Genomic DNA, 23,754 nt, shown 5'->3' with positions numbered 1-23,754 from the left:
CATTCGGATATGTATGATTGCGAGCTGTTTTTAATACCAGGTACCAAAACAGTATAAGGGAGAACGTCGGCAATTACAAGTAAAGTTCTTGAAAATGTGGCTCTCACTCGCGGTACATCAGCCGAATGATTTCCTCGATCCCGGGTTCCTTCATTTGGATGTCCAGCGGCTCGCCCCAGTTCGCGACTGCGGCGAGAATGCGCGGCGAAGAAATTTTGCCTTTGTCAAAATGAATGGACAACACATTGCCTGCAAGCTCCATCCGCTCAATCCCCGGCAGTTCCGCCTCCAGGTGCGGGGGCTGGCGATATTCGACCTGAATCAAGCTGGGCAGGCCAATTTGGCGGCGCATGTCGTCCAGGCTCGTATCCATCATCTTTTTCCCGTGATGGATGACGATAATCCGCTTGCACAACTGCTCAATATCGTCCATGTCGTGCGTCGTGAGCAAAATCGTCTTTTTTTGCGTCTCGTTGACTTCTTTCAAAAACGCGCGAATCCGCGTCTTCGCAACCACGTCCAGGCCGATTGTCGGCTCATCCAGGAACAAAACGGGCGGATCGTGCAAAAGGGCCGCAGCGAGGTCCGCTCTCATTCGCTGTCCCAAAGACAACTTGCGCACAGGCGTGTCCAAAAACTCGTGCAAGTCCAAAAGCTCCTGGTACATCGCCATCGCGCGCCGATAGGCCCGGTCGTCGATCTTGTACATCGCCTGTAAAATTTCAAACGAGTCTTTGACAGGCAAGTCCCACCACAACTGTGTACGCTGTCCGAACACGACGCCGATGCGCGAAGCGACCTGGATTCTGTCTTTTTGCGGACTGTAGCCGTCAATGCGAATTTCCCCCTGACTCGGATGCAAAATGCCGGAGAGCATCTTGATCGTGGTCGATTTCCCCGCGCCGTTCGGACCGATGTAGCCGACGAACTCTCCCGCCTCGATCGAAAAGGAAATGTCGTCCACCGCCTTGACTTCGCGCTGCTCGCGGGAAAACAGAGAACGCAGCGAAGCGAACGGACCTTCTTTGGGCGGAGTCAGAAAAAACGATTTGCTGATATGCGCTGTTTCAATCATGTTACAACCTCCTTAGCTTCCCGTACTGTGATAGTGCCGAATCCCCGTATTCCAGAAGGCTCTCGCCAATAGCAGCGCCACTGTCGCCGCGACGGGTGCTGCAAGCGGGTAGTACCAGCCGCCCCCTTTTCCAAGCAAGGTCAGCATCGGCAAGTAGTTCATGTAGGCGATCGGGAGCGCCGAGAAAAACAGCCACTTCAGCCAGCCCGGATAGAGCGAGATTGGATAGTTGGAGGCGTTGGCCGGAGCGTAAATGGTGAAAGTCAGCATGTCTTTCATTTGGTGCGTCCAAAAAGACAGCGCCGCCGAAGCCAAGGCCATGGAAAAATAAATGACGCCGCCCGACATGATCGCCACAGGCGAAAACAGGGCGAGCCACCCAATCGGTCTGCCCTCTGCCGCAAGCCCGGCGAGCGAGACAGCCAGCACCGCCACTCCCTGCACCACCCCGCCAATGCGCGAAAGGTCCAGATTGCGCGTGAGCAGAAGCATCAGCGGGGAGACGGGACGAATCAGCATCTGGTCGAACTCGCCGTGCACCACGTACTTTTCAAATTCGTGCAATTCTGGCGCAAACAGCCGATACAACGATACGGATGTCGACGAGATGCCGTACAGCATGCCGACCTCATAAATGTTCCAGCCCGCCACGTTGTCAAAGCGGTGCAAAATGGCGGAAAGAACGACGAAATCAAGCACCATAATCATCCCGGTCGTAGCCGCGCTGGTGATGAAATTCATTTTGTACTGCATTTGCGCGCGAATGCTGGCTGCGATTAGTTTTCGATAAAGTCCAAGCACCTCTCTACCCTCCTTGAATCTCCAGTTTTCTTCTCGCTCGCCCGGTCGCCAACAGCGCGATCGCCGTCAGCGCTACCGCCCAAAAAACTTGAACGGCTATCCCGTGCGCCGGAGCCAGTTCCAGCCAGGTCATGACCGGATAGTAAATCATCGCGGCAAAAGGCAAGAACGGAGCGACTTCCCCAAGGATGCCAGGCAACAGATCGACAGGAATCATCTGTCCGCCAAAGCCGAACAGCAGCGACATCAAAATAAGGTGCAACCAGCGCACCTCTGTCGTCCAAAAGGAAGAAATCCCGACCAGATAAAACAGGAGCATGGCGATGTACACCGCGAGCAACAGCGAGAGCGGAAACAGGAGATAAGTAAGCGGGTGGGAAGGAACGTAGAAGCCGACTGCAAGCCCGAGCAAAATGCCGATTGGTAGACTGCGATAACAGGCGTTGTAGAGCAGCCTGCCAAACTCCTGGCTCAAGGTGTACCACAAATAGTGGACGGGCTTAATCATGTCCAGGCTTACCGCCCCGCTGCGAACGCCCAGTTGGACATGGAGGCCTGGAGACAAAAACGCCGTGACCCAGAGCACACTTTGGCAAATTGCGATGTAATGGGCCATGGTCGTGGCATCGTACGGACCGTGTACTTGCTTGCCACGCAAAACCCCCATCCAGATGGCAATAAAAACAAGCCCGAAAACCGCGCTCGCCACATTGTTGACCAGATGAGAGAGACGATACTGAAGATTGCGACGATAGCTTTTGCGAATCAGCCGCCAGTAGACCATAAATTCCTCCCACTATAAAGTAATGTTTTCTCCTGTTTTCTCGCTCATTCTCTGTTTTTTAACTTTGACATCTTAAAGCTCTTGTCGGAAGATTGAAGGAGATACAAATATTTCTGTAAGGGCTGTGGCGGGAATAGAGCCTGCAATCACCAGTTTCCAGACTGTGGATAAAAAGGTATGATCGCACAGTGGATCTCCACATCCGCCCTCGGGGTTTACCCTCCCATGTCACGCTGGGTCTATGCCCTTACATTCCTTCGTTCTACCTCTCAAGGGGTGGAGGCCGATTCTAGCTCCTCGACTGGGTCGTTGCCCTTATGGATTATAATTCTTCGGCTTCTCCGGTGCTTCCGTTGTCATGGTTGTACACATGTGAATAAGCGAGATGACAGGTTTGTTGATAAGCTTTATGCAGCACTTTGTTGTAGCTGGGCTTGTCGAATCGGCCCCAATACTTCGTTTGCGTTATACTCTTTCTGCTTTGTCCCCAGTGCATAGAGGACGCGAACCAGTTTTCCACATAAGGCGATAATCGATTGCTTCTTCTTGAGCGGATTTTGACTACGCGTTGTATAATACTCGTGGAGCGCTTTAAACTCTTTGTTTTTGGCTACCATCGGCAGCATGCAGCGGAACAAGATGCCTCTTAGGCGAGAGCGCCCCCGCTTGCTGATTCCGGTCTTTCCCTTACGTTTTCCAGAGCTGTTCTCCGTCAGATTCAGCCCAGCCAGACGGATGATCTGCTGTCCATGGTCGTAGTTGTTCAGATCGCCAACCTCCGCCAAGAAGCCGGCGACGGTCAGAATGCCAATCCCTGGGATGCTCAGCATTTGCTTCGTTCCGGGGATCTTCTCCAGAATCTGCAGGACTTCCGTCATAATGCTTTCTTCTTGCTTGCAGTACAGATCGTACTGCTGCAGCAAGGCGGCAAGCTCGATTCGGGCAGCTGTCAGCCCCTCGGTAAGCCCGATAGAGACCGTAGCGGCAGCATAGAGCTGCTCCGCTCTCTTGATGCCCACCCCACGCTTGATTTCCGTCTTCCAATGTGTGAGAACGCCTCTGGCGCCTATCGAGACAATCTCCTCTGGAGTGGGAAACTGGCGCATGGTCATCAGTGATGCCTTGCCTTCCCAGTCCTTAAACACTTGTGGATACTCCGGAAAGTAGCGGTCAAACCAGTTTGTAATCCGAGCTTTCACTTGATTCAAGCTCACCATGACCTTCTCCCGAAAATTCATCAGAATGCGTAGCTCTGCATATTCCTTGGTCGGCAAATTGGGCTCTGAATATTTCCCGCTCCGAATCAGGTCGGCAATGACCTTCGCATCCTTGTAGTCGCTCTTGGTCTGCGAGTTGTCCTCAAGTTCTTTGCTCTTGTTCACATGGTGCGGATTCACGACGACGACCCTGATGTCTTGCTCCTTCAAAAATGCCGCTAACGGGAACCAGTAGTGTCCGGTAGGCTCGATGCCAAATACGATGTCGGTTTTCTCATGTATCCGGCCAAGCTCCTTCATCCACGCAGCCAGTTTCGTTAGCCCCTCCTGATCGTTGTGGAACACACATTCTTTCCCAAGCTCAATGCCTCGGAAATCCACGGCTCGAGCTACATGAATCTTTTTGGCGATGTCCGCGCCAACAACCAGTGTTTTTTCGGTAATTCGTGTAATCCGTTGATTCTGTTTCTGTTTCAGCTTATACTTCATGTAGAGCGTCCTCCTTTTCATTAGGGCAGTGTGAATGTGACCATTCCAAGACCCAGCATACAGGAGGCGCTTTTTTCTTTCAAAGCTCAAATTTCTTCATTACAGGAATGGCTCCTCGTGGAAAAGTCAGGATTTTTAGGATAGCAGGCCGTCTTTGTCCTTGCAAGCAAAAAAGAGAAGATTCTTCCCGCAAGAAGAACCTTCCCTGATAAATCCACCTGCTGTCACGCGGGGCTTCCCTTCACGCCAGCCAGGTGAAATCTATCCGCTCTTTGAAAAATCGTCGCCTACTCGTTTGCGACTATGACTTCCACTTCGTTTTTTTCCAGCGCCTCTGCCATCTCCCGCCCAGGCTGGCGGTCTGTCACGATCATGTCGATTCGCTCCAGGCTGGCTACGCGGTACAGCATGCTCTTCCCGAACTTGGTATGGTCGGCGAGAATGATGACCTGATCGGCCCGCTGAATCATTTCCCGAATGAGATAGCCGTGATCTTCATTCGTCGAGACGAGGCCGCTCGTCGTGAGTCCACATGCGCCAACCAGCACCTTGTCTACATGGTAATCCGCCAAGTTTTCAATGGTACGGGTGCCGTGCACGCACTGATCCTCCGGGTTGACGTCCCCGCCGAGCAGCTTCACAAGCACGCCATCCTTGCGCGCCACACTGGCGGCTGTCGCGAGCGAGTTCGTGATGATGACATGGTCTTTCGTCTGCAGCGATTCTACCGTCAGTTGCACGGTCGTCGACGCGTCGAGCAGCAAATAATCGCCGTCTTTTATCAGGCGGGCTGCTGCCTGCGCAATCCGGCGCTTGCCCGACAGGTCGAGCTGCATCCGCTCCTGATGCGAATAGCTTTTTTTGCTCAAGCTGGGCAAAATCGCTCCGCCGCGCGTGCGCAAAATCTCGCCCTGCTCCTCCAGCTTGACGATGTCACGCCTCGCTGTGTCGCGGGAGACGGAGAACTTTTCCACGACCTCCTGCACGCTGATGCGCTGATGCTCTTGCAAATACTGCAAGATCGCGGCCAAACGTTCCTCTTGGTACATCACGATTTCACTCCATCCTCAGCCTTTCTCCTTCATTGTAAGTCATTTGCACATTTTAAGCAATATATGTAAGTATTAATAAGTAATGATAAGCGAAATGAGCGCACAAAAAAAGCAAGGTGATTGCTCACCTCACTTTTTACGCAGCAAAGCTTACTTTGCCACTTTCACACCTTTGTAGTGACCGCAGCTTGGGCAAACACGATGCGCAAGCTTGTATTCGCTGCAATTATCGCATTTGATCATGCCTGGAATCTCTAATTTGAAGTGCGTACGACGCATTCTTTTACGGGTTTTGGAAGTTCTCCGTTGAGGTACTGCCATCTTCCTTACACCTCCTTCAACTGACAAATGCTAAGATGCTCTATTGGGTGGATAGTATAGGCAAAATGCTTATGCCATCCTTCAAAAATGAGACGCTGCATCCGAAGACCGGCGCCTCACCTTGAAAACGGTAGAATACTACTTGCTGTCCTTGAAAAAGTCCGCCAACCCGGCCAAGCGCGGGTCGATCCGCTCATTCTTGCAGCTACATGCCACTTCGTTGCGGTTCACTCCGCAAGTCGGGCACAATCCTTTGCAGTCTTCCTCGCACAACGGGAAGGTCGGCATCGCAAGCAAAAAGTCCTCTTGCAACAGAGCGGTCAGCTCGATTTCGTCGCCCTCCAGCGGCAGGATATCGCTGTCTTCGTCCTCGCCCAGCACCGGATCATCCGCTAGTGCAAAGGTTTCGGAGAAGTCGACTGCTGCGTGATGGGTAAAAGGATTCAGGCACCGGGCGCACACAAAATCGACATCCGCCTTCATGCTGCCTTTTACATAGTAGAGATTGCCGAGCTGTACAGCCTCGCCCTCTGCGTTCACAGGCGTAATCCCGCGAATTTCCTGATGGCGATTTTTCAGCTCCGCTGCGTCGAGCGTCAACTGAAACGGCAATGGCTCTCCTTTTCGGTGTTCCAACTCTGCTAACTTAATGTTCATAGCACTTCACCTCATGCACAACAAGGATGATTATAGCCCGTGCAAAAAGCTTTGTCAACCATTTTTCCTTGACAGCTTGTTTGCTCAGGAAGATTTCGGTTTTCGTCCATCCAGATACGCAATGGCATCCGCAACATTTTTGACAGGAACGATCTGCATGGAGGTTCCGATCCGTTTGGCGGTAGCCAGGGCTTCCTGATAATTGGAGGTTGCATCAGGCGTATCCTGAGGCGCGAAGAAAATCTCCGCCCCCGCCTTGTCGGCTGCGATGACCTTGTGATTGATCCCGCCGATTCGGCCTACTGTCCCATCCAATGAAATGGTGCCTGTACCGGCAATTTTATAGCCTTTTGTCAAATCTTTCGCCGTATCGAGCTGATCCAAAATTTCCAGCGCCATCATCAGTCCGGCAGACGGGCCGCCAATGCCCTGCGACGCGATGGTCACTTTTTTCGGTATGACGATCTGCTGCTTGTTGTCAGGACGCACTCCGATCCCGACGGACTTTGACTCCGGCAGTGGTACCAAGGTTACCACCGTTTTGGCTTCTTGTCCATCTCTCGTGTATGTAATTTCCACCTGATCGCCGGCCTTTTTGCTTGCGAGAGCTTGCAGCAGGTCTTTGGCTTCGGCGGTGCGAACGCCGTCGACAGCCGTGATGATGTCGCCGATCTTCAGCACTTTTTTGGCAGGCAGGCCGTCCAGCGTCCCCATCACCCAGACGCCTTCCTTCTCGACCTTCACCTCGTAGCCTGCCAGGCGGAAAGCTACGGCCTCGGCGATCTTTTGCGAATTGTCCATCACCGCCTGCTCGCGGCGGACGAAGTCTTCGTTGTCCTCGCCTTTGCTTACGACCAGCTCCTTTGGCATCAATTCCGCATCGGGAGACAGGTTGGCGTAGACGTACCAGGCCAGATTGGCCTCGCCCATCCGCACGGTGGTGAGCATGAACGCGCCTGTCTCGTCCTTTTTGCCGCCCTCCACATCAATCATCGGCCCCAGCTCAATCGCCGAACCTGGCCGGGTCACGTAGTAATTTGTCGGGATAAAAAAAGAAAGTCCTACCAGTGCAACGATCAAGGCAAGAACCCAGCTAAAGCCTCTGCCCGCTCTTGATCTGCGTCTTTGTCCATAAAGCTGTTCCTCGCTCATCCGCTTTCCTCCCAGTTCGCAATCAGTTGCTGGATGCGCTCTGCCTGTGCTGCACCCTCGCGTTCGCCCAGCTCGATAATTTCCTCCACGCCAGAGTAGGCGATACTGCTATAGTGTCCAACATCCGGGCGGATTACGATGTCTGCCGCGATGATCCGATGGCGCAAAATTTCTCGTTCCATGACATCGATCGTCTGCGCGATGACATCAAAAATGCTGCTCACTTTCATCGGCGTATCGACCTGCGCGACGTCGACGGCAATGACGATGTCTGCTCCCATGTCTTTTAACACCGTCACCGGCACGCGGTCGATGACTCCTCCGTCGACGAGAAGCCGCCCGCCTACCTTTTCCGGAACAAAAATGCCCGGAATGGAAATGCTCGCCCTGACCGCCTGATCGATCGGCCCTTCGCGAAAAACGACCCGCTCGCCCGATTCGATATCTGTCGCCACGATCGCCAGTGGCTTTTGCAGCTCCTCCATCCGCTTGCCGTGGGTGAGCAGTTTAATCAGTTGCTTGATTTTTTCTCCCGCCACAAAACCCATGCTCGGTACAGTCAAGTCAAGCCAGTGCTTGCGCTTGAGGTTTTGCGCCAGTTTTCCCATCATGTGCGGCTCGATCCCGTTCGCATACACCGCCGCGATCAAACTTCCCATGCTGCTTCCCGCGAGCATGTCGATCTCGACACCGTGCGCCTCCAATGCTTTCAAGACGCCAATGTGCGCAAAACCGCGGGCTCCGCCTGAGCCTAGCGCCACTCCCACGATTGGCTTTCGCTTCGCCGTCATGCAAACACCTCCTGTAACAGCCTATGTGGCCACTCCCCGTTCCTTTCACACTGGAAAGATACAAGCTCACGCATAGATCATCCCGCTGCCACGTAGACATGTACTATGATCTTTTCGTCGACACAGGAGGATTCCATGTCACGCCACTCACCGATTTTCACCCTGTTGCTTGCCCTCTCGACTGTCGCGCTCGTCCTGACTTTGGTGATTTATTCGCAAATTTCGTTTGAAGCTGCCGTCCGCGGACTCAAAATCTGGTGGGAAGTCGTCTTTCCCTCTACCCTCCCGTTTATCGTCCTCTCCGAAGTATTGATGGGACTGGGGGTGGTCCACTTTGTCGGCGTGCTGCTCGAACCGTTGATGCGCCCTTTGTTCAACGTCCCCGGCACAGGCGGCTTCGTGCTCGCCATGGGCTTTTCCTCGGGGTATCCGGTGGCCGCCAAGCTGACGACCCGCTTGCGCCAGCAGGGCAGCGTGTCGAAAGCCGAAGGAGAGCGGCTCGTATCGTTTACGACGACGGGCGATCCGCTGTTTGTCATGGGAGCGGTCGCCATCGGCTTTTTTCACAGCGAACAAATGGGGATCGTCCTGGCCTTGACCCACTATTTGTCGGCAATCATCATGGGGCTTGTTTCCCGCTTCCACGCTCCGTTTGCCGCCGTCTCGAAGCCATTGGAAAAAACGAGCCTGCCGCTGCCGCTTCGGGCGCTGCAAGCGATGCACCGCGCGCGAATCCGCGACGGGCGGCCGTTCGGCAAGCTGATGGGCGATGCCGTGCAGTCCGCGCTGAACACGCTGTTCATGATCGGCGGCTTTATCATCGTCTTTTCCGTCTTGATCCAACTGTTTGCCGCCATTCACCTGACGCAGATGATTAGCACGCTGCTCGCCATCTTTCTCGGCCCCTTCGGCTTTCCGCCTGCCTTTTCCCAGGCGATCATCGCCGGGCTGTTCGAGGTCACGCTGGGCGCGCAAGCAGCCAGCGTCGTACCTGACGGCGTCTCCATGGTCTGGAAGGCGGCCATCGCCAGCGCCGTGCTTTCCTGGGGCGGCCTGAGCGTCCATGCGCAAGTGGCGAGCATTCTCAGCGAAACCGATATTCGCGTAGCGCCTTATTTCATCGCCCGTGCCCTGCACGCCGTGTTGGCGGCGATTTTGACGTTTGTCTTCTGGCAGCCGCTGGTCAAGGTCAGTACGTGGTTTCTGGAAAAAAGCGTTCCCGTCTTCATGCCGACCACAGCGGGAATCCCCGTTACGAGTTGGTGGGAGACGATCGCTTTTTCCGGCACGCTCGCAGTCGGCGTAGCTGTCCTGCTGTTTGCGATCAGCTTGCTGGCCCGCTATGTTCAAAGCGGCAAGACGAGATAAACGGCTTCTTTCCCGTTTACAACTGGGCCATTTTTCGCTTGAGCGCCTCTTCGACGGCTGGCGGCACGAGATCGGCAACACTCGCCTTGTATCTCGCCACTTCCTTCACGATGCTGGAGCTTAAATACGAGTACTGGTTGCTGGTCATCATAAAAAACGTCTCGATCTGGTCGTCGAGCTTCTTGTTGATCGAGGCAACCTGCATCTCGTATTCAAAGTCGGAGACGGCGCGCAGACCGCGAATGATGACTTTGGCTCCGCGCCTGTTCATGTAGTCTATCAACAGACCGTCAAACGAGTCGATCTCCACATTGTCCATGTCCGCTGTCACCTGGCGAAGCATCTCGACGCGCTCGTCCACGCTGAACAGGGAATTTTTTTTGGAATTAATCAAAACGGCTACGATTACTTTGTCAAACACCTTGGCCCCCCGACTGATAATATCGAGATGTCCGTAGGTCACAGGGTCAAAGCTTCCCGAGCAAACGGCGATCGCCATTTTGTTTCCTCCTTTTCGTGTGCTGGTGCTTACGCTTCCTTTTGCGGATCGTAATAATACAAGGTGACAGCCGTATCGCCGTAGGTCGCTTGCCGATCCTTGACGCAATCGCCGATCGCATCGGGAAAAGCGTCTTTGCTGTCGTGCTCCGCCACGATCCAGGCGCCTTCTGCGAGCAGGCCGAGCGCTTGCAGTTGCTCGATCTCTTCCACGATTCGTTGCTTCGCGTACGGAGGGTCGAGAAAAACGAGCTCGAACGGCTGGGCGCGCTTGGCCAACTGCCGGATCGCCCGCTCCGCATCCATGCGGTAAAGCTCGGCGTACTCGTCCAGTCGGCAGGCGCTGACATTTTGCTTGACGACGGCGAACGCTTTTGCATCCCGCTCGACAAAGACAGCCTTGTCCGCTCCCCGGCTCAGCGCCTCGATGCCCAGGCTGCCTGTTCCGGCGTACAAATCCAATGCCCAGCCCCCGTCAAAATACGGGCCGATCATGTTAAAAATCGATTCCTTAACCTTGTCGGTCGTCGGCCGCGTCCCGCTACCTGGGACGGCGGCCAGTTTTCTACCTCTGTGTTCTCCCGCGATGACGCGCATAATGATTTCACCTGTTCAAAGAAGTTATAAGGGATAAAAGCTGATATCATACTATCACAACTGCCTACCCCCGTAAAATTGGCAACTGGAAAATTTATGGCGGATTGCGCGTATAGAATGCACAAAGATTGGAAAACATGATGGATAGCGACGCAACGGTGTCGCTGACAACCGCGGAGAAGACTTACGTTTCCCCATAAGCTCTTCCTCCGGTTTCTCCTCTCCCATAATTGAAAGGCAGTTCACTTTGGCGCACGGCGTGTCTGATAGGAGCATTCCGTGCCGACGCTCCCCGCGCGGGAGGAGTTGAACCGCTGCCCCATCGTCTTTTGGCGAGGGGGTATTTTTTTGCCCGCAGGGGGAGCATACTACTTGCACCTATTCCAAAAGGGGGAATCGACATGGCAGAAAAACAACCGTCCGCGCAAAAGCTGAAAGCGTCCAAGGCCCAGTCCATTGCCGACCGTACCGGAACAGGCGTCGAGCAAGCGCGGGAAATGCAGTCGCGCGCGGACCAGTCCGACATTATCAAGCACGGCCAATAACGCGAACACAAGCTAAAAAAGCCAGTCGCTACATCTGAACTGCACCCGATTGTTAGATACACCTAACAGTTGGAGGTGCAGTTTTTTTGTCTACGTTTACAGTTCTTCGCTATTTCCATGCCGGCTGGCGACGATGACAATGTTTCCCCGCCTGCATTTCCCTCGCGGCATCCGCTTGTCGGCTACAAACAATAAACAAAAACAGTCGCAGCCACGCAAAAACAGTCCGTACTGGAGGAATCATATGCACACCGTCTGGAAAGGCTCAATCAGCTTCGGCCTGGTCAATATACCCGTCCGCATGTTTACGGCAACAGAGGAACGGGACATTCGCTTTCGCCAACTGCACAAGGAATGCAACACCCCGATCAAATACGCCAAAATGTGCCCGCATTGCCAGCGGGAAGTGGAACCGAGCGAAATCGTCCGCGGGTACGAGTACGAAAAAGGCCATTTTGTCATGATTAACGACGAAGACCTGGAGGCGATCACGCCCGAGACGCGCCGCGCCATTGAAATTCTCGACTTCGTGGACTTGTCGGAGATCGACCCGGTTTACTTTGACAAAAGCTACTTCCTGTCTCCGCAAGATACGGGAGAAAAGGCGTATGCGCTGCTGCGCGCCGCCATGGAGCAGACCGGAAAGATCGCCGTCGCCCAGGTGACGATGCGCAATCGGCAAAGTCTCGCCGTCATTCGGCTGTACGAGCATTGCATCATGCTGGAAACGATTTTTTACCCGGACGAGGTGCGCCCGGTCAGTCAAGTGCCCGCCTTGCCGGAGGCTACTGTCCCGCTCGCGGAAAACGAACTGAAAATGGCGACAGAGCTGATCGGCAACATGACCGTTCCGTTCGATCCCGCCAAGTACACCGACGAATACCGCGTCGAGTTGCAAAAAATGATCGAGAAAAAGCTGGAGGGCCAGGAGATCGCCACCGCTCCGACGGTTGCGCGCACGAATGTGATCGACCTGATGCAAGCTTTGAAGGAAAGCCTGGCCTCGACAGCAGGCACTACGGGCAGTCCCGTGAAGCTTGCGCCGGAGCCTTCCCCGGCAGCCGCGAAGCCGAAAGCAGGGCGCAAACGGGCCGCTTCTGCGGAGAAAGCGGACAAGACAACCTCCCCTGCCAAAGAAGCGGTGGGGAAACCGAGTCCCGGTCCGACCTCGACAACGAAAACGCTTCGCCGCAAAAAAGCCACTCCTGTGTAAAGCGGCGTTGGAACAGTTGGTGGTGCGGTGCGAAGCCATAAGCAGAACACTTGGCTTGCGCGCAGCCATTGGCGACGCCTTAGCCTTACCGGATAACGTCTGCGCAAAAAAACCTGCCCCATTTGCGGACAGGTTTTTTGCTTATCTTTTTGCGAGCTGTTGTTCCGGTTCGATATGAATGTGAACCGTATTGATTTTGTGCACACGTTTCATCCGTTCTTCGATATTTTCGGTGATGGTGTGGCTTTCTACTACGTTCAACTGCGGATCGACGTGGATCACGACGTCAACGAGCACGCTGCTGCCGTGATAACGCGCCTTGATGTCGCTGATCGCTTTCACCCCGGAAATGGAGAAGATCGTCTCCTTCAGCTCCTCCAGTTGCCCCTCATCGAAGCCATCTGTTAAGCGATGCGTCGCCTCCCGGAAAATATCCCACGCCGTCTTCAGGATAATCACCCCGACCACGAGCGCTGCCAGCGGGTCGAGCCAATGCAGTTGGAACTGCGCGCCCGCCACTCCGACAAACGTCCCGATGCTGACGAAGGCATCCGAGCGGTTGTCGGCAGCGGCCGCGAGCAACGCCTGGCTGTTCGTTTTCACGGCGAGTTGGTGATTGTACCGATAGACCCCGAGCATAATGACCGCAGTCGCCAGCGCCGTCCAGCCTGCCAACAAGTCGGGAGCAGTCTGGTTTGTATCAAACAGCGTCGGAATCGCTCCGGTAATGACCTCCAGCCCGACAAACAGCATGATGAACGACGCGACCAGGGCAGAGATCGTCTCCGCGCGAAAATGGCCGTACGGATGGTCGCGATCCGGCGGCTTGCGGGCAATGCGCAGCCCGATCAGCACGGCAATCGACGCCACCACGTCCGTCGAGTTGTTCAGCCCGTCCGCCATTAACGCTGCCGAGCCTGTCAGCACCGCAACCCCTATTTTTAACGCCGAGCAGAAAATATAGGCGATAATGCTGACCCACGCACCCCGCTCTCCTTGCTTCAGATCCGAATATACATTCACACTCCATCACCTCAAAAAATCTCAATCGCCCTATTCGCCCAAAGCCTTAGAACAGAACGTATAAAAGCAGTTTCTCGTTTTTTCGAATTTCATCGTACCAGACGCAATTCGTGTGGGTCTACAGAAACAGTTTTAGTCCGATTCATGAGTATAGAGGGGGGGAAAATGTGTTGCCCTGTGGCAATTTTTGTTGGAAACTTTTTCTTGCCAAGCACGGCTGTTCTCCGGTATCCTAATCTTGCAACGACAACCAAAAACAAGCACGGGAGCTTGGAAATCACCAGGCTGAGAGGATGGTACTGTGCCATCGACCGTTGAACCTGAACTGGGTAATGCCAGCGGAGGAATGTCCATATGACAGATTAGCGACGCGTATCTTTTTTTCGGATACCCGTCTCTTCTCTACTCTCGCGTCTGGCGTCGCATGTTCCCATGTGGCGTTTTTTCGCGACGGGCCTCTTTCGCCTCCCTACAAGGTTCGCGCTTTCGTGCAACCAAGCCAAGGAGGTTTTTTATGTCATCCATTTCATCTTTTCCCGGAAGCCGCAAAGTATACGAGGTAGGCAGCCGCCCCGACATTCGCGTGCCGATGCGCGAAATTGCGCTATCGCCTACCGAGGGGCTGTACGGCACCACACCAAACCCGCCGTTGCGCGTGTACGACACAAGCGGCGAATACACGGCCGAAGGTTATGTCGCCGACATCAACAAAGGGCTGCCGCTCGTGCGCCAGCGCTGGATCGAGGAGCGCGACGATACGGAGAGCTATGCCGGCCGCGAGCCAAAGCCTGTGGACGACGGAATCCGCAACGCCGACAGCGCAGGGAAGATGCCCGCTTTCCCGCGCGAAGGCTATCAGCCGAGACGGGCGAAGCCAGGCAAGACGGTCACCCAGCTTCACTACGCCCGCCGTCACATCATCACGCCGGAGATGGAGTACATCGCCATCCGCGAAGGCGTCACGCCGGAGTTCGTCCGGGCTGAGGTGGCGGCAGGCCGCGCGATCATTCCCGCCAATATCAATCATCCGGAAGCGGAGCCGATGATTATCGGCCGGAATTTTCACGTCAAGGTCAACGCCAACATCGGCACTTCTGCCGTCAGCTCCTCAATGGAAGAAGAAGTCGAAAAAATGATCTGGTCGGTGCGCTGGGGCGCGGACACGATCATGGACTTGTCGACCGGAAAGCACATCCACACGACGCGCGAGTGGATCATCCGCAACAGCCCGGTGCCTGTCGGAACCGTACCGATTTACCAGGCGCTTGAAAAAGTGAACGGCAAAGCGGAGGATTTGACCTGGGAAGTCTACCGGGACACGCTGATTGAACAGGCAGAGCAAGGCGTCGATTATTTCACCATTCACGCCGGCGTCCTGCTCCGCTACATTCCGCTGACCGCGAAGCGCGTGACCGGAATCGTCTCGCGCGGCGGCTCCATTCTGGCTGCGTGGTGTCTCGCCCATCACGAGGAAAACTTTTTGTACACGCATTTCGAAGAGATTTGCGAGATTCTCAAGGCGTATGACATCAGCGTGTCACTTGGAGACGGCTTGCGCCCCGGCTCGATTGCAGATGCGAATGACGAGGCCCAGTTTGCCGAACTAGAGACACTCGGCGAGCTGACGAAAATCGCCTGGAAGCACGACGTGCAGGTGATGATTGAAGGACCCGGCCACGTCCCGATGCACCTCATTCGCGAAAACATGGACAAACAACTAGCGATTTGCCACGAGGCGCCTTTTTATACGCTCGGGCCGTTGACGACAGACATCGCGCCCGGCTACGACCACATCACCTCGGCGATCGGCGCCGCGATGATCGGCTGGTTTGGCACCGCGATGCTCTGCTACGTCACGCCCAAGGAGCATCTCGGCCTGCCGAACAAGGAAGACGTGCGCAACGGTCTCATCGCCTATAAAATCGCCGCTCATGCAGCGGATTTGGCCAAAGGCCACCCGCGAGCAAAACAGCGCGACGACGCTTTGTCCAAAGCCCGCTTCGAGTTTCGCTGGAACGACCAGTTCAACCTGTCTCTCGACCCCGAGCGCGCCCGCGAATACCACGATGAGACGCTGCCTGCCGAAGCAGCGAAGTCCGCGCATTTTTGCTCGATGTGCGGCCCGAAATTTTGCAGCATGAAAATTTCGCACGACATCCGCCACCAGGCCCAGGAGCAGGAGCGGATCGAGCCTGCCGCCATCGCAGCGGGCCTGCAAGAAAAAGCCCGCGAATTTCGCGAGCAAGGAAGTCAACTGTACAAATAAGCGCCCGGAGGTGGCAGACGATTGAAGATGTGTTGCAATTGCGAAAAGAGATCGCGCGCCTGGAGGTTGACCTTGAACGTCTGAAGCGCCAACTGGCCCATTTGCAAAAAGCGTGCGCGCATGAGTTCGTCGAGACCCCCCTCGCCCGCACCTGTGCCAAATGCTTGCAAACGGAAAGCCTCTATTATTAGACAGCTTCCCTGCCACACCTAGGAAAGTTGGCTGCGCCAATGGCTCGGCCCCAGCCTTAATTGCCCCTTGTACTGGATAAGCAGCTTATGCACAAAAAAGACCGCCATCCTCGACAGTGGGTGGTATTATCCCCTCATGGTAGACAGTGAAAAAAGACCTCATGGTATGATGAGATCAACACTGTTGACCGGAGGGGATTTTCTTATGCCGCCACGTAAAGGGCAAAAACAGCAGCAATATGACGAAGCAACGAAGAGCGAAGCAGTACGTTTGCGGGTTGAGGAGCATTGGAGCTACCCAATGATAATGGAGAAATTAGGCATTAAAAGTAAGACGCAGATTCGGGAGTGGGTACAGAAACGGCAAAACGGTGAAACGTTTGAAGACTATAGAGGGCGATGGATCAAGAAGTATTTCAGCAGTCTAGAGGAAGAGAACAACTACTTGAAAGCGCAGGTCGAATACCTAAAAAAGCTCAATCCAAATCTACACGGGGAGGGAAGTTGGATAAGCAAACCCGGTTTAGGACGATCGAAGAAATGAGTCGCAAGTACGCTGTGGTCATGCTATGCGAAATAGCGGAGGTCTCCCGGGCGGGCTACTACAAGTGGAAGGCGACGGAGAAGGTTCGTAAGGTACGTGTGGAGCAGGATGCCGACCTAAAGGAACATATACTGGCAATTCACCGCATTCGCCCATACTTTGGGTATAAACGAATGCGCACGGCTCTACGCAAAGAGGGACTACAAGTAAATACGAAGAAAGTTCGCCGACTGATGCGAGAATTGGGCATCCGCTCAGTGATCCGCAAAAAGCGTCCATTTGCCGGCCGCAAGCCCTCCATCGTGTTCAACAATGTCCTTAATCGCCAGTTCGCTGCGGACGAGGCTAGAAAGAAATATGTAACCGATATTACCTATATTCGAGTCGTCGATGACTTCATTTATCTGTCCGTGGTCCTGGATCTGTATAATAACGAAACGGTTGCTTGGGAAGTGTCGGAGAGAAACGATCTTGATCTTGTGCTGTCTACGGTGAAGCAACTGGGTAATGGAGATGCGATCCTGCACTCCGACCAAGGATTCCAGTACACTACCAAGACATACGCAAATCTGTTGCAAGAACAAGGGCTAACCGGAAGCCATTCCAGACGGGGGAACTGCTTCGACAACGCTTGTGTTGAATCGTTTTTTTCACACCTGAAGACGGAAAAGTTGTATCTGGAGAAACCAAGAGATATAGCTCACGCTCGCAAACTGATCGCTGAATACATCGAATTCTACAATACAGAACGGTTCCAGAAAAAACTCGGCGACCTCTCCCCAGTCCAATACCGGGAATCGATCGCCGCTTAAGATAGCGTCTTTTTTTAGTGTCTACTTGACGGGGCTATGACCAGGGATGGCGGTCTTTTCACCTGCTCGCTTCAGCCTGAGACTTTGACTTGCAAAGGAAGCCCTTCCTTATAATACAGCTCGGGCGACAGCAGGATAAAGAAAATATGGACGTTCTGGAAACCTTGCTTTTGCAAAATCCGGTTCATCGTGCTGGCGATCTGGTCGTGCTGCTTTTGCTCCCGGGGAAACATCATGATTTCAAGCGACAACGGACTGTTCGTCAACTGCTCGACCAGAAGCAGCTCCAGCTTGACTTTTTCCTGGCTCACTTCCGCGATGCGGGCAAACTCTTCTATAATAAGGGGCGATACCGATTGCAGCTTTTCTTTTTCAAAGCCTTTAAAGCGAAGAAACGGCAAGTCAATTCCTTCTTTCCGGAACAGGCGGCCAGCAACAGCAACGCACGCCGAAGCTGTTCCCAAAATCATTACCTCAGTAATTATAAACTACAGTCTATTTCTGGATCAACGAAAAAAGAATGAAGAAAAGTGAAGGCGAGCAACTTGGTTGCCCCTATACTTACTAAGAATCTTATCCATTCTTCTCTGTACAAAAAAAGGACTATATCCAGAAATGACTTTCTCCTTGCGCACTTGTGGTGGACGTACCACGATAGGAGGTCAAAAGTCTGTCAGATATAGCCCATCCATACTGTTTCCAACGCGTTTCAAATCATGCATGATGTTTCGTGAACTGCTTCCTAGTATAACGCAAATACAATACTTAATCAATAAAGAAGTTTCTTAAAATTCAATCAAAACTCTCTGTCCTGACCCGTGCATAGACGATCGCGAATGGTGACACCGTACAAATGGCAGACACCAAGCACATACGGGAGGCTACCATGAAGCTAACGCCGATTATTCCTTTCGAGCCGACGACGACGGATGACATCGCGGATGGCCCCGACTGGATTGCGCAAGTCAAATGGGATGGGATCAGGCTGTTGACGTACTACGACGGCAACTCGGTCAAGCTGTACAATCGCAAGGCTAACGAGCGGACTTTGCACTACCCGGAAATCGCCGCAATCTCCGACTACTGCCGGGCGCAGTCCGTCATTCTCGACGGCGAGGTCGTTGCGCTTGGTGCAGATGGCAAGCCTTCTTTTTACGAGGTCATGCGCAGGGACGGTCTGCGACGGATGGAAAAAATCGCAGCCGTAAAGCGTCAGGTCCCCATCTTCTACATGATTTTTGACGTCCTGTACGCAGACGGCGAATGGGTCACGGCCTGTCCGCTGGCAGAGCGCCAGCGCCTGTTGCAAAAGCTCATCTCCCCGACGCCCACGGTGCAGCTCGTCGACAATTTTACGAGTGGCCGGGAGTTGTTTCAGACGATCGAGCAGCAAGGGATGGAAGGCGTCATCATCAAAGATTTGACCAGCACGTATGCCATCGCCGGAAAAGATGCGCGCTGGCAAAAGAAAAAAAACTACCGGGATTTGATCGCGGTGGTAGGCGGAGTGACGATGCGGGATCAGACGGTCAATTCCTTGCTGCTCGGGCTTTACGACGCCAAGGGCGCTCTCTGGTATATCGGCCATGCCGGAACCGGAAAGCTGACCCACAGCGATTGGCGCAGCTTGACCGAAACGATTCAGCCGTTGATCCAGGCTGACATGCCTTTTCATAACAAGCCGGAGCGCATCAACGGCACCATCTGGCTAAAGCCGCAGCTCACAGCCAAAATTCAGTACGCAGAGTGGGCAGACGGGCACTCCTTGCGCCAGCCGAGCATCCAGGGCTTCGTCGACTCCCCTGCCCGCCAGTGCACATTCGAAGCGTAAACCGCAGCACCAGCATACAGGCGGGCAAAACGACGGGCCTTACTGCCGAAAACTGCCTTGCTGCTTGGGCCGCCCCAGCCTTTGCTTGCCGTGGTTGAGGGCCTGCATTTCTCCGTAGCTGGTCAACACCCCGATCACCAGGAACACGATGTAGGCGATGGCCGTCGCGATCCCTGCCGCCGGAGATTTGTCCCGCAGCAGATCCCCGACCAAGATCGTCAGGAAACAGCCTGCAATGCTGAATACTCCCCCCCACACCATCATCCGGTAAAAGCGGTGCAGCTTCGTGCCTCGCGGAATCAGAGCCTGGCCTTCTTCCCGTTTTTTCCGGCGGGCGACGATAAACAGAAACAGGAGCAGCGGCACCTGAAAAAGCACGACAAGCAGCGGAAAGCTGTAGCTGATGAACTGGTTGATATCCGACACCTTGGGAAAGGCGAGCAGCGAGGTCACCACCATGAAGCAGCCGGTGGGCGCGTTGTACGTGTTGTAGTGCAACTGTCCGCCAAACGATCCTACGCCCACGAGGAAGGCCAGATAGGCGACGATGACTTTAATGCTGAACGCAGGAAACCACAAGCTGAACAAAATCATTTCCACCCGGTCGAGAAAGTCCGTCAGGTGAATTTGCTGCACGAGAATGTAGATCGGAAAATTGAGTCGGCCCGCAATGACGTAGCCCATCACCCCAAGGAGAATCAGCACCGTAAGCGTGGTCGTGAAGCAGGCGATCATGATTCCGTGCTTCATGGCGGTAAACAGGAGACGCGGCTCGCTGCTGGCGTGCAAAAAAGCGCCAAACAGCAAAATGTCTCCGTAAACGCCGATCGGCAGCAGGTTGCTTATCGTAATCCGATCCAGGCTCGTGCTCAAAATCGGCTCCAGCCGCTCGATGCTGTACTCGTTCATCAAAAGAAAGTAGAGCAGCAGGCACATGATGAAGTAGGCGGGAAAAAAAATTTCGTTGACCCTCGCCGCCACCTCCAGGCTCGTTTTGCCGTAGTACATCAACAGAAGAACGAACACAAGCAGGATGATTTCCAAGGGCGTCTCCGGCAAGAGGGAGATATGCAAAAAGTCGGCAGCCCCTTTTATATCGAGGGCGAGGATCACCCAAATATAAAACAGGATCAAGCAGTTGATAAAGCCGCCGAACCATTTGCCGCAGATGATGAACATGATCTCGAACAAGTTTTTCCCCGGGTAGGCGCGCACAAGCTCCGACAATACATAGGCGACGAGCAAGGCATAGCAAGCCGGAAGAATTTGCGAGAACCACGAATCCATCTTGGCGACCTGCACAACCGACCGCAAAAAGCTTATCATCATCCCTGTCATCAGCAGACTTCCGACCAGCCAGGCGATTTGCCGATGATTGACGACTTGCTTGTGTATCATGCGCTCCCTCCTCTACAGGATCTGGTCGATCCACATTTTCACCCGTGGCGTGAGGATGTTCAAAAAAAAGTCGGTTGGTATCATCCTGGTATGCTGAAATTGGATCGCGTACAATCCGAGCACGGAAAGGGCGTAAATCGTATAAATGACGATTTGCTGCCTTCGCTGCATCTGCTTGCGCTTGAAGAAAAAATCGAAAAAGGAAAACACCAGCATCAGGATTAACAAACATAAAAACAATCTATTCATTCTCGCGGTCTTCCTTTGTGATGTTTTTCGTCGTTTGCCCGATATCTTCGACGGCCACCTTGGAACGGATCGTGAACGTAATTTCCGGCAGTTCTTCACTCCAACGGTCCCGGTACGTTTCCCGCCACTCCCGGGGGAATTGTCTGGCCATAATAAGGCCCATTCCAATTGTGTCCGTCCGATACTTTTGCATTAACTGCAACGTGTTCTTCACGCTGACCTCGACCTCTTTTTTGAGCATGTCCTCGATCATCGCAATGTTCTTTTTATGCTCCAGATCCAGATTCGTCATGTTCTCCACTATCACACTTGTCGCGTGCACCATGATGTCGTAATGGACCCGCCCTTTTTTCAAAACAGGCTTGAGATCGGCCTTTCCTTTTGAAAAGTAGAAGGTCAGCCGGCCTTTGTCGCCAAGCGAGAGCACGACAGAGAACGGCATGAAGTTGCGCTGAAACCAGCGAAGACCTTTGATCGATTCGGCCTTGGACACATACACGAGCTTGTCACCGCGAAACAGGCCGATCCCCGTAAACTCGACTTCCTTCGACTTGCCTTTGGGATGCGAGTCAACGGGAGCCAGCACCGGGAGAAACGCATCAATCCCGGGTGTAGTGAGCATCTGTGCAACGTCTTTGAGCGATACGGAAATCGCCTCCATTTTCACCAACTCGCGCATCGCCTCCCCGGAAAAGCGTTCGAACTGCGGCTGGGCATTCAACAGCTCGATCCCTTTGCCTTTGGTCATGACGAGATAAGCGGTCAGCCGATTTTCGGGAAAACGGGCCACGATGTCCAATACGTCGCTCATCCCCTCCTTGGCCAGTTGCTCGCCGATGACAATCATCCGGTGGTGGGAATAGTACAGCTCGCGAGACATGCGCGACTGGATCATGCTGTTCGCTTCCCTGATCGTCTTGCCGACGGCTGAGTCCACATAGTACGTCTTGTCTCCGCTCGTCCCGCCTCCCCCGCCAGACGTGGAGCCGAGACTGCTGACCAGCGGAACCTGCACGGACAAGCGATAATGGCCGTTTGGCTCCTTGTCCATCGCCATTGCAATCACGATCGCCATATCGTTTACTTCCCGCCGATCCCAGCAGCCTGACACCACCAGCATTCCCATCAGCAACACGACAATCGGAGTGAGACGTTTCACGCTTTGCCCTCCTCGTCTGAATTCCCGCGGCTCGTCGTTCCTGCGTGCCCTCCTCTTTGCTGCACCTGGTTGGCAAAGTTTGCGTTCATCCGCCTCGCATCTCGAATCCCGAGAAAGCTGGGCCGCTTTTCCATAAACGACCACGGCACCCGCACCAGAACATCCTTCAAGTCTCCAACGGACATCGGGGCAAGCGGAGACAGGTACGGGACGCCAAAGGAGCGCAAGTTAGCCATATGCCCCAAAATGAGCAGCACGCCTACCAAAATGCCGTAAATGCCGAGAATAGAGGCCGCAATCATCAGCGGGAAGCGCAGCATTCGCAGCGAAATGGCCGCATTGAAGTGCGGAATCGTAAAAGAGGCGATCCCGGTGAGCGACACGACAATGACCATCGGCGCGGAAACAATCCCGGCTTGCACGGCCGCCTGTCCGACGACGAGCGCCCCCAAAATACTGACGGCCTGCCCGACCGTTTTCGGGAGGCGAATCCCCGCTTCACGCAGCGCTTCAAAGGCAATTTCCATAATGAGCGCCTCCACGATCGCGGGAAAAGGAATCGACTCGCGAGCTGCGGCGACGCTCAAGAGCAAGGTCGTCGGCAGCATTTGCTGGTGGTACGTCGTAATCGCCACGTACAGCGCAGGCGTAACCAGCGCAATAATCAGAAACAAATAGCGCAGCCAGCGGAGCAGCGTCGTCATCTGGAAGCGCTCGAAGTAGTCCTCGCTCGCCTGCATCATCATCCAAAACGTGGCGGGAGCGATCAGCACCATCGGCGTGCCATCGACAAAAATAGCGACGCGCCCTTCCAAGATCGAAGCCGCCACCGTGTCCGGCCGCTCGGAATACATGAGCTGGGGAAAGGGCGAATAGACGTTGTCCTGAATCAGCTCTTCGATGTAGCCGCTCTCCAAAATGGCGTCGATGTCGATGTTGCTGATGCGTTGGGAAACCTCTTCCACGACTTGCGGGTCCGCGATGCCTTCCAAAAACGCGACCACGATGTTTGTATTCGTCTCTCTCCCCACGACCAGCGACTTCATTTTCAACCGGGGCGTGCGCAATTTGCGCCGCAGCATCGACGTGTTCGTGCGGATGTTTTCAATGAAGCCTTCCCGCGGCCCGCGCACGACGGCTTCTCCCTCCGGCTCGTTGACCGAGCGCTTTTCCGCACCGCGGATGCCCAGCGTGAGTGCCTCGACATTTCCGTCGACCATAATGCCGGTATCGCCGGACAGCACAGCCTGCAAAAGCTGCTTGTAATCGTTCACCCGCGCGATTTGCGAGACGGGCAGCAGCGCTTCTTCGATTACTTCGATGTCGTCATCGCCCTTTTCCATCACCATGAGCGATTTCAGCGCCTGGTTCACTTCGGCGGTATCAATCAAGCCGTCTACAAAAATCGCGGCCGCACGCGCACTGTGTTTTAGCCTAAACTCGCGGATGACAAAATCCGAGCAATCCGAGAACAGCTTTTTCAACACTTCTACGTTGTCATCCAAATCCGGAAAAAGCGCAATGCCTTCCATCTCAAGCAAGCTGCACGTATCAATCGTCTCCAGCAATTTTTCGATTCTGCTTTTTTTCCTGAACTCCATCTCATCACCAGCCACTGGAAAGCTAACCGTATTATGGGTGATTTGCTGGAAAGATATGCAGTCCGCCTGTGGGCTGCATATCCGTTTCGCGAACGGGAGAAAGTAGGAGCACATCTACCG

At 54.1% G+C, this 23,754-nt stretch carries 24 protein-coding genes and 1 riboswitch; of the genes, 6 read left to right on the top strand and 18 right to left on the bottom strand.

Annotated elements, in window-relative coordinates; all coding sequences use genetic code 11:
* Nucleotides 1-103 precede the first annotated feature (103 nt).
* The 9 genes from M655_RS11520 to M655_RS11480 form a co-directional block, all read right to left on the bottom strand.
* Complete coding sequence (locus tag M655_RS11520) at nucleotides 104-1,075, bottom strand: ABC transporter ATP-binding protein (protein WP_026557332.1); 972 nt, start codon at nucleotides 1,073-1,075, stop codon at nucleotides 104-106.
* 12 nt (nucleotides 1,076-1,087) lie between these two features.
* Nucleotides 1,088-1,876 carry an ABC transporter permease gene (locus M655_RS11515; protein WP_007777713.1) on the bottom strand — a complete coding sequence of 263 codons (789 nt, stop codon included), beginning with the start codon at nucleotides 1,874-1,876 and terminating at the stop codon, nucleotides 1,088-1,090.
* A gap of 4 nt (nucleotides 1,877-1,880) precedes the next feature.
* On the bottom strand, nucleotides 1,881-2,660 hold the full coding sequence (locus tag M655_RS11510; RefSeq protein WP_005834352.1) for an ABC transporter permease: 780 nt from the start codon (nucleotides 2,658-2,660) through the stop codon (nucleotides 1,881-1,883).
* A gap of 407 nt (nucleotides 2,661-3,067) precedes the next feature.
* Complete coding sequence (locus M655_RS11505) at nucleotides 3,068-4,354, bottom strand: IS110 family RNA-guided transposase (protein WP_221843694.1); 1,287 nt, start codon at nucleotides 4,352-4,354, stop codon at nucleotides 3,068-3,070.
* A 299-nt stretch (nucleotides 4,355-4,653) separates the two neighbouring features.
* Nucleotides 4,654-5,415: a DeoR/GlpR family DNA-binding transcription regulator gene (locus M655_RS11500; protein ID WP_005834353.1), complete on the bottom strand. Its 762-nt coding sequence runs from the start codon at nucleotides 5,413-5,415 to the stop codon at nucleotides 4,654-4,656.
* A gap of 153 nt (nucleotides 5,416-5,568) precedes the next feature.
* Nucleotides 5,569-5,739, bottom strand: coding sequence for a 50S ribosomal protein L32 (gene rpmF / locus M655_RS11495; RefSeq protein ID WP_005834357.1), 171 nt, complete (start codon nucleotides 5,737-5,739; stop codon nucleotides 5,569-5,571).
* A gap of 138 nt (nucleotides 5,740-5,877) precedes the next feature.
* Nucleotides 5,878-6,396 (bottom strand): YceD family protein, encoded by a 519-nt coding sequence (locus tag M655_RS11490; RefSeq protein WP_005834359.1) that lies wholly within the window; start codon nucleotides 6,394-6,396, stop codon nucleotides 5,878-5,880.
* 84 nt (nucleotides 6,397-6,480) lie between these two features.
* Nucleotides 6,481-7,548: a SepM family pheromone-processing serine protease gene (locus M655_RS11485; protein ID WP_026557333.1), complete on the bottom strand. Its 1,068-nt coding sequence runs from the start codon at nucleotides 7,546-7,548 to the stop codon at nucleotides 6,481-6,483.
* Nucleotides 7,545-8,339 carry a patatin-like phospholipase family protein gene (locus tag M655_RS11480; RefSeq protein WP_005834363.1) on the bottom strand — a complete coding sequence of 265 codons (795 nt, stop codon included), beginning with the start codon at nucleotides 8,337-8,339 and terminating at the stop codon, nucleotides 7,545-7,547. The genes M655_RS11485 and M655_RS11480 overlap by 4 nt, the downstream gene beginning before the upstream one ends.
* A 135-nt stretch (nucleotides 8,340-8,474) precedes the next feature.
* On the opposite strand from M655_RS11480, the gene spoVV reads away from it, so the two are divergent.
* A complete protein-coding gene (gene spoVV, locus M655_RS11475) occupies nucleotides 8,475-9,707 on the top strand; it encodes a dipicolinic acid transporter SpoVV (protein ID WP_026557334.1) in 1,233 nt (410 codons plus the stop codon).
* Between the two features lie 16 nt (nucleotides 9,708-9,723).
* On the opposite strand, the gene coaD is transcribed toward spoVV, so the two are convergent.
* Together coaD and rsmD are read right to left on the bottom strand one after the other, a co-directional pair.
* Nucleotides 9,724-10,206, bottom strand: a complete 483-nt coding sequence (gene coaD / locus M655_RS11470) for a pantetheine-phosphate adenylyltransferase (protein WP_005834369.1) — start codon at nucleotides 10,204-10,206, stop codon at nucleotides 9,724-9,726.
* A gap of 29 nt (nucleotides 10,207-10,235) precedes the next feature.
* A complete protein-coding gene (gene rsmD / locus M655_RS11465; protein ID WP_005834371.1) occupies nucleotides 10,236-10,802 on the bottom strand; it encodes a 16S rRNA (guanine(966)-N(2))-methyltransferase RsmD in 567 nt (188 codons plus the stop codon).
* 401 nt (nucleotides 10,803-11,203) lie between these two features.
* Here rsmD and M655_RS11460 point away from each other — a divergent pair, with 401 nt between their 5' ends.
* Both M655_RS11460 and ku read left to right on the top strand, forming a co-directional pair.
* A complete protein-coding gene (locus M655_RS11460; RefSeq protein ID WP_005834373.1) occupies nucleotides 11,204-11,347 on the top strand; it encodes a hypothetical protein in 144 nt (47 codons plus the stop codon).
* 244 nt (nucleotides 11,348-11,591) lie between these two features.
* Nucleotides 11,592-12,560 carry a non-homologous end joining protein Ku gene (gene ku, locus M655_RS11455; RefSeq protein WP_005834374.1) on the top strand — a complete coding sequence of 323 codons (969 nt, stop codon included), beginning with the start codon at nucleotides 11,592-11,594 and terminating at the stop codon, nucleotides 12,558-12,560.
* 141 nt (nucleotides 12,561-12,701) lie between these two features.
* On the opposite strand, the gene M655_RS11450 is transcribed toward ku, so the two are convergent.
* A complete protein-coding gene (locus M655_RS11450) occupies nucleotides 12,702-13,583 on the bottom strand; it encodes a cation diffusion facilitator family transporter (protein WP_026557335.1) in 882 nt (293 codons plus the stop codon).
* A gap of 253 nt (nucleotides 13,584-13,836) precedes the next feature.
* Nucleotides 13,837-13,947: riboswitch (TPP riboswitch) on the top strand.
* 150 nt (nucleotides 13,948-14,097) lie between these two features.
* On the opposite strand from M655_RS11450, the gene thiC reads away from it, so the two are divergent.
* Nucleotides 14,098-15,849, top strand: coding sequence for a phosphomethylpyrimidine synthase ThiC (gene thiC, locus M655_RS11445; protein WP_005834379.1), 1,752 nt, complete (start codon nucleotides 14,098-14,100; stop codon nucleotides 15,847-15,849).
* Here thiC and M655_RS11440 read toward each other — a convergent pair.
* Nucleotides 15,834-16,019, bottom strand: coding sequence for a hypothetical protein (locus tag M655_RS11440; protein WP_026557336.1), 186 nt, complete (start codon nucleotides 16,017-16,019; stop codon nucleotides 15,834-15,836). The two genes, thiC and M655_RS11440, sit on opposite strands and share 16 nt — an antisense overlap.
* Nucleotides 16,020-16,245: 226 nt before the next feature.
* Here M655_RS11440 and M655_RS11435 point away from each other — a divergent pair.
* A protein-coding gene (locus M655_RS11435) for an IS3 family transposase (protein WP_369750415.1) occupies nucleotides 16,246-17,396 on the top strand; the annotation gives its coding sequence in 2 pieces (ribosomal slippage) (nucleotides 16,246-16,504 and nucleotides 16,504-17,396; 1,152 coding nt in all).
* A 71-nt stretch (nucleotides 17,397-17,467) separates the two neighbouring features.
* Here M655_RS11435 and M655_RS11430 read toward each other — a convergent pair.
* Nucleotides 17,468-17,797 carry a DUF1904 family protein gene (locus tag M655_RS11430; protein WP_025846190.1) on the bottom strand — a complete coding sequence of 110 codons (330 nt, stop codon included), beginning with the start codon at nucleotides 17,795-17,797 and terminating at the stop codon, nucleotides 17,468-17,470.
* 485 nt (nucleotides 17,798-18,282) lie between these two features.
* Here M655_RS11430 and M655_RS11425 point away from each other — a divergent pair, with 485 nt between their 5' ends.
* Nucleotides 18,283-19,227 (top strand): ATP-dependent DNA ligase, encoded by a 945-nt coding sequence (locus tag M655_RS11425; RefSeq protein WP_005834384.1) that lies wholly within the window; start codon nucleotides 18,283-18,285, stop codon nucleotides 19,225-19,227.
* Between the two features lie 39 nt (nucleotides 19,228-19,266).
* Here M655_RS11425 and M655_RS11420 read toward each other — a convergent pair whose 3' ends face one another.
* From M655_RS11420 to M655_RS11405, 4 genes are read right to left on the bottom strand one after another with little or no spacing between them, the layout of a single operon-like run.
* Complete coding sequence (locus M655_RS11420; RefSeq protein WP_007777698.1) at nucleotides 19,267-20,625, bottom strand: GerAB/ArcD/ProY family transporter; 1,359 nt, start codon at nucleotides 20,623-20,625, stop codon at nucleotides 19,267-19,269.
* A 12-nt stretch (nucleotides 20,626-20,637) separates the two neighbouring features.
* The gene (locus M655_RS11415) at nucleotides 20,638-20,874 is read right to left on the bottom strand and encodes a hypothetical protein (protein ID WP_007777696.1); all 237 of its coding nucleotides are present in this window, start codon (nucleotides 20,872-20,874) and stop codon (nucleotides 20,638-20,640) included.
* Nucleotides 20,867-22,033, bottom strand: coding sequence for a Ger(x)C family spore germination protein (locus M655_RS11410; RefSeq protein ID WP_025846193.1), 1,167 nt, complete (start codon nucleotides 22,031-22,033; stop codon nucleotides 20,867-20,869). Before M655_RS11410 ends, M655_RS11415 begins: the two co-directional genes overlap by 8 nt.
* Nucleotides 22,030-23,634 (bottom strand): spore germination protein, encoded by a 1,605-nt coding sequence (locus M655_RS11405; RefSeq protein ID WP_025846195.1) that lies wholly within the window; start codon nucleotides 23,632-23,634, stop codon nucleotides 22,030-22,032. Before M655_RS11405 ends, M655_RS11410 begins: the two co-directional genes overlap by 4 nt.
* Nucleotides 23,635-23,754: the final 120 nt, after the last annotated feature.

Origin of the sequence: Brevibacillus sp. NSP2.1, assembly GCF_000470975.2 — a bacterium.
Lineage (GTDB): Bacteria > Bacillota > Bacilli > Brevibacillales > Brevibacillaceae > Brevibacillus > Brevibacillus agri.
Note: the sequence above shows the minus strand (reverse complement) of the source record. Positions and strands in the feature narration are given on the sequence as shown.

Coding starts and splice junctions, on each gene's coding strand:
- M655_RS11425 (WP_005834384.1), top strand. CDS start 18,283: ATGAAGCTAACGCCGATTATTCCTTTCGAGCCGACGACGACGGATGAC.
- M655_RS11485 (WP_026557333.1), bottom strand. CDS start 7,548: ATGAGCGAGGAACAGCTTTATGGACAAAGACGCAGATCAAGAGCGGGC.
- M655_RS11500 (WP_005834353.1), bottom strand. CDS start 5,415: ATGTACCAAGAGGAACGTTTGGCCGCGATCTTGCAGTATTTGCAAGAG.
- M655_RS11510 (WP_005834352.1), bottom strand. CDS start 2,660: ATGGTCTACTGGCGGCTGATTCGCAAAAGCTATCGTCGCAATCTTCAG.
- M655_RS11405 (WP_025846195.1), bottom strand. CDS start 23,634: ATGGAGTTCAGGAAAAAAAGCAGAATCGAAAAATTGCTGGAGACGATT.
- M655_RS11415 (WP_007777696.1), bottom strand. CDS start 20,874: ATGAATAGATTGTTTTTATGTTTGTTAATCCTGATGCTGGTGTTTTCC.
- thiC (WP_005834379.1), top strand. CDS start 14,098: ATGTCATCCATTTCATCTTTTCCCGGAAGCCGCAAAGTATACGAGGTA.
- M655_RS11460 (WP_005834373.1), top strand. CDS start 11,204: ATGGCAGAAAAACAACCGTCCGCGCAAAAGCTGAAAGCGTCCAAGGCC.
- ku (WP_005834374.1), top strand. CDS start 11,592: ATGCACACCGTCTGGAAAGGCTCAATCAGCTTCGGCCTGGTCAATATA.
- M655_RS11520 (WP_026557332.1), bottom strand. CDS start 1,075: ATGATTGAAACAGCGCATATCAGCAAATCGTTTTTTCTGACTCCGCCC.
- rsmD (WP_005834371.1), bottom strand. CDS start 10,802: ATGCGCGTCATCGCGGGAGAACACAGAGGTAGAAAACTGGCCGCCGTC.
- rpmF (WP_005834357.1), bottom strand. CDS start 5,739: ATGGCAGTACCTCAACGGAGAACTTCCAAAACCCGTAAAAGAATGCGT.
- M655_RS11480 (WP_005834363.1), bottom strand. CDS start 8,339: ATGACGGCGAAGCGAAAGCCAATCGTGGGAGTGGCGCTAGGCTCAGGC.
- spoVV (WP_026557334.1), top strand. CDS start 8,475: ATGTCACGCCACTCACCGATTTTCACCCTGTTGCTTGCCCTCTCGACT.
- M655_RS11490 (WP_005834359.1), bottom strand. CDS start 6,396: ATGAACATTAAGTTAGCAGAGTTGGAACACCGAAAAGGAGAGCCATTG.
- coaD (WP_005834369.1), bottom strand. CDS start 10,206: ATGGCGATCGCCGTTTGCTCGGGAAGCTTTGACCCTGTGACCTACGGA.
- M655_RS11420 (WP_007777698.1), bottom strand. CDS start 20,625: ATGATACACAAGCAAGTCGTCAATCATCGGCAAATCGCCTGGCTGGTC.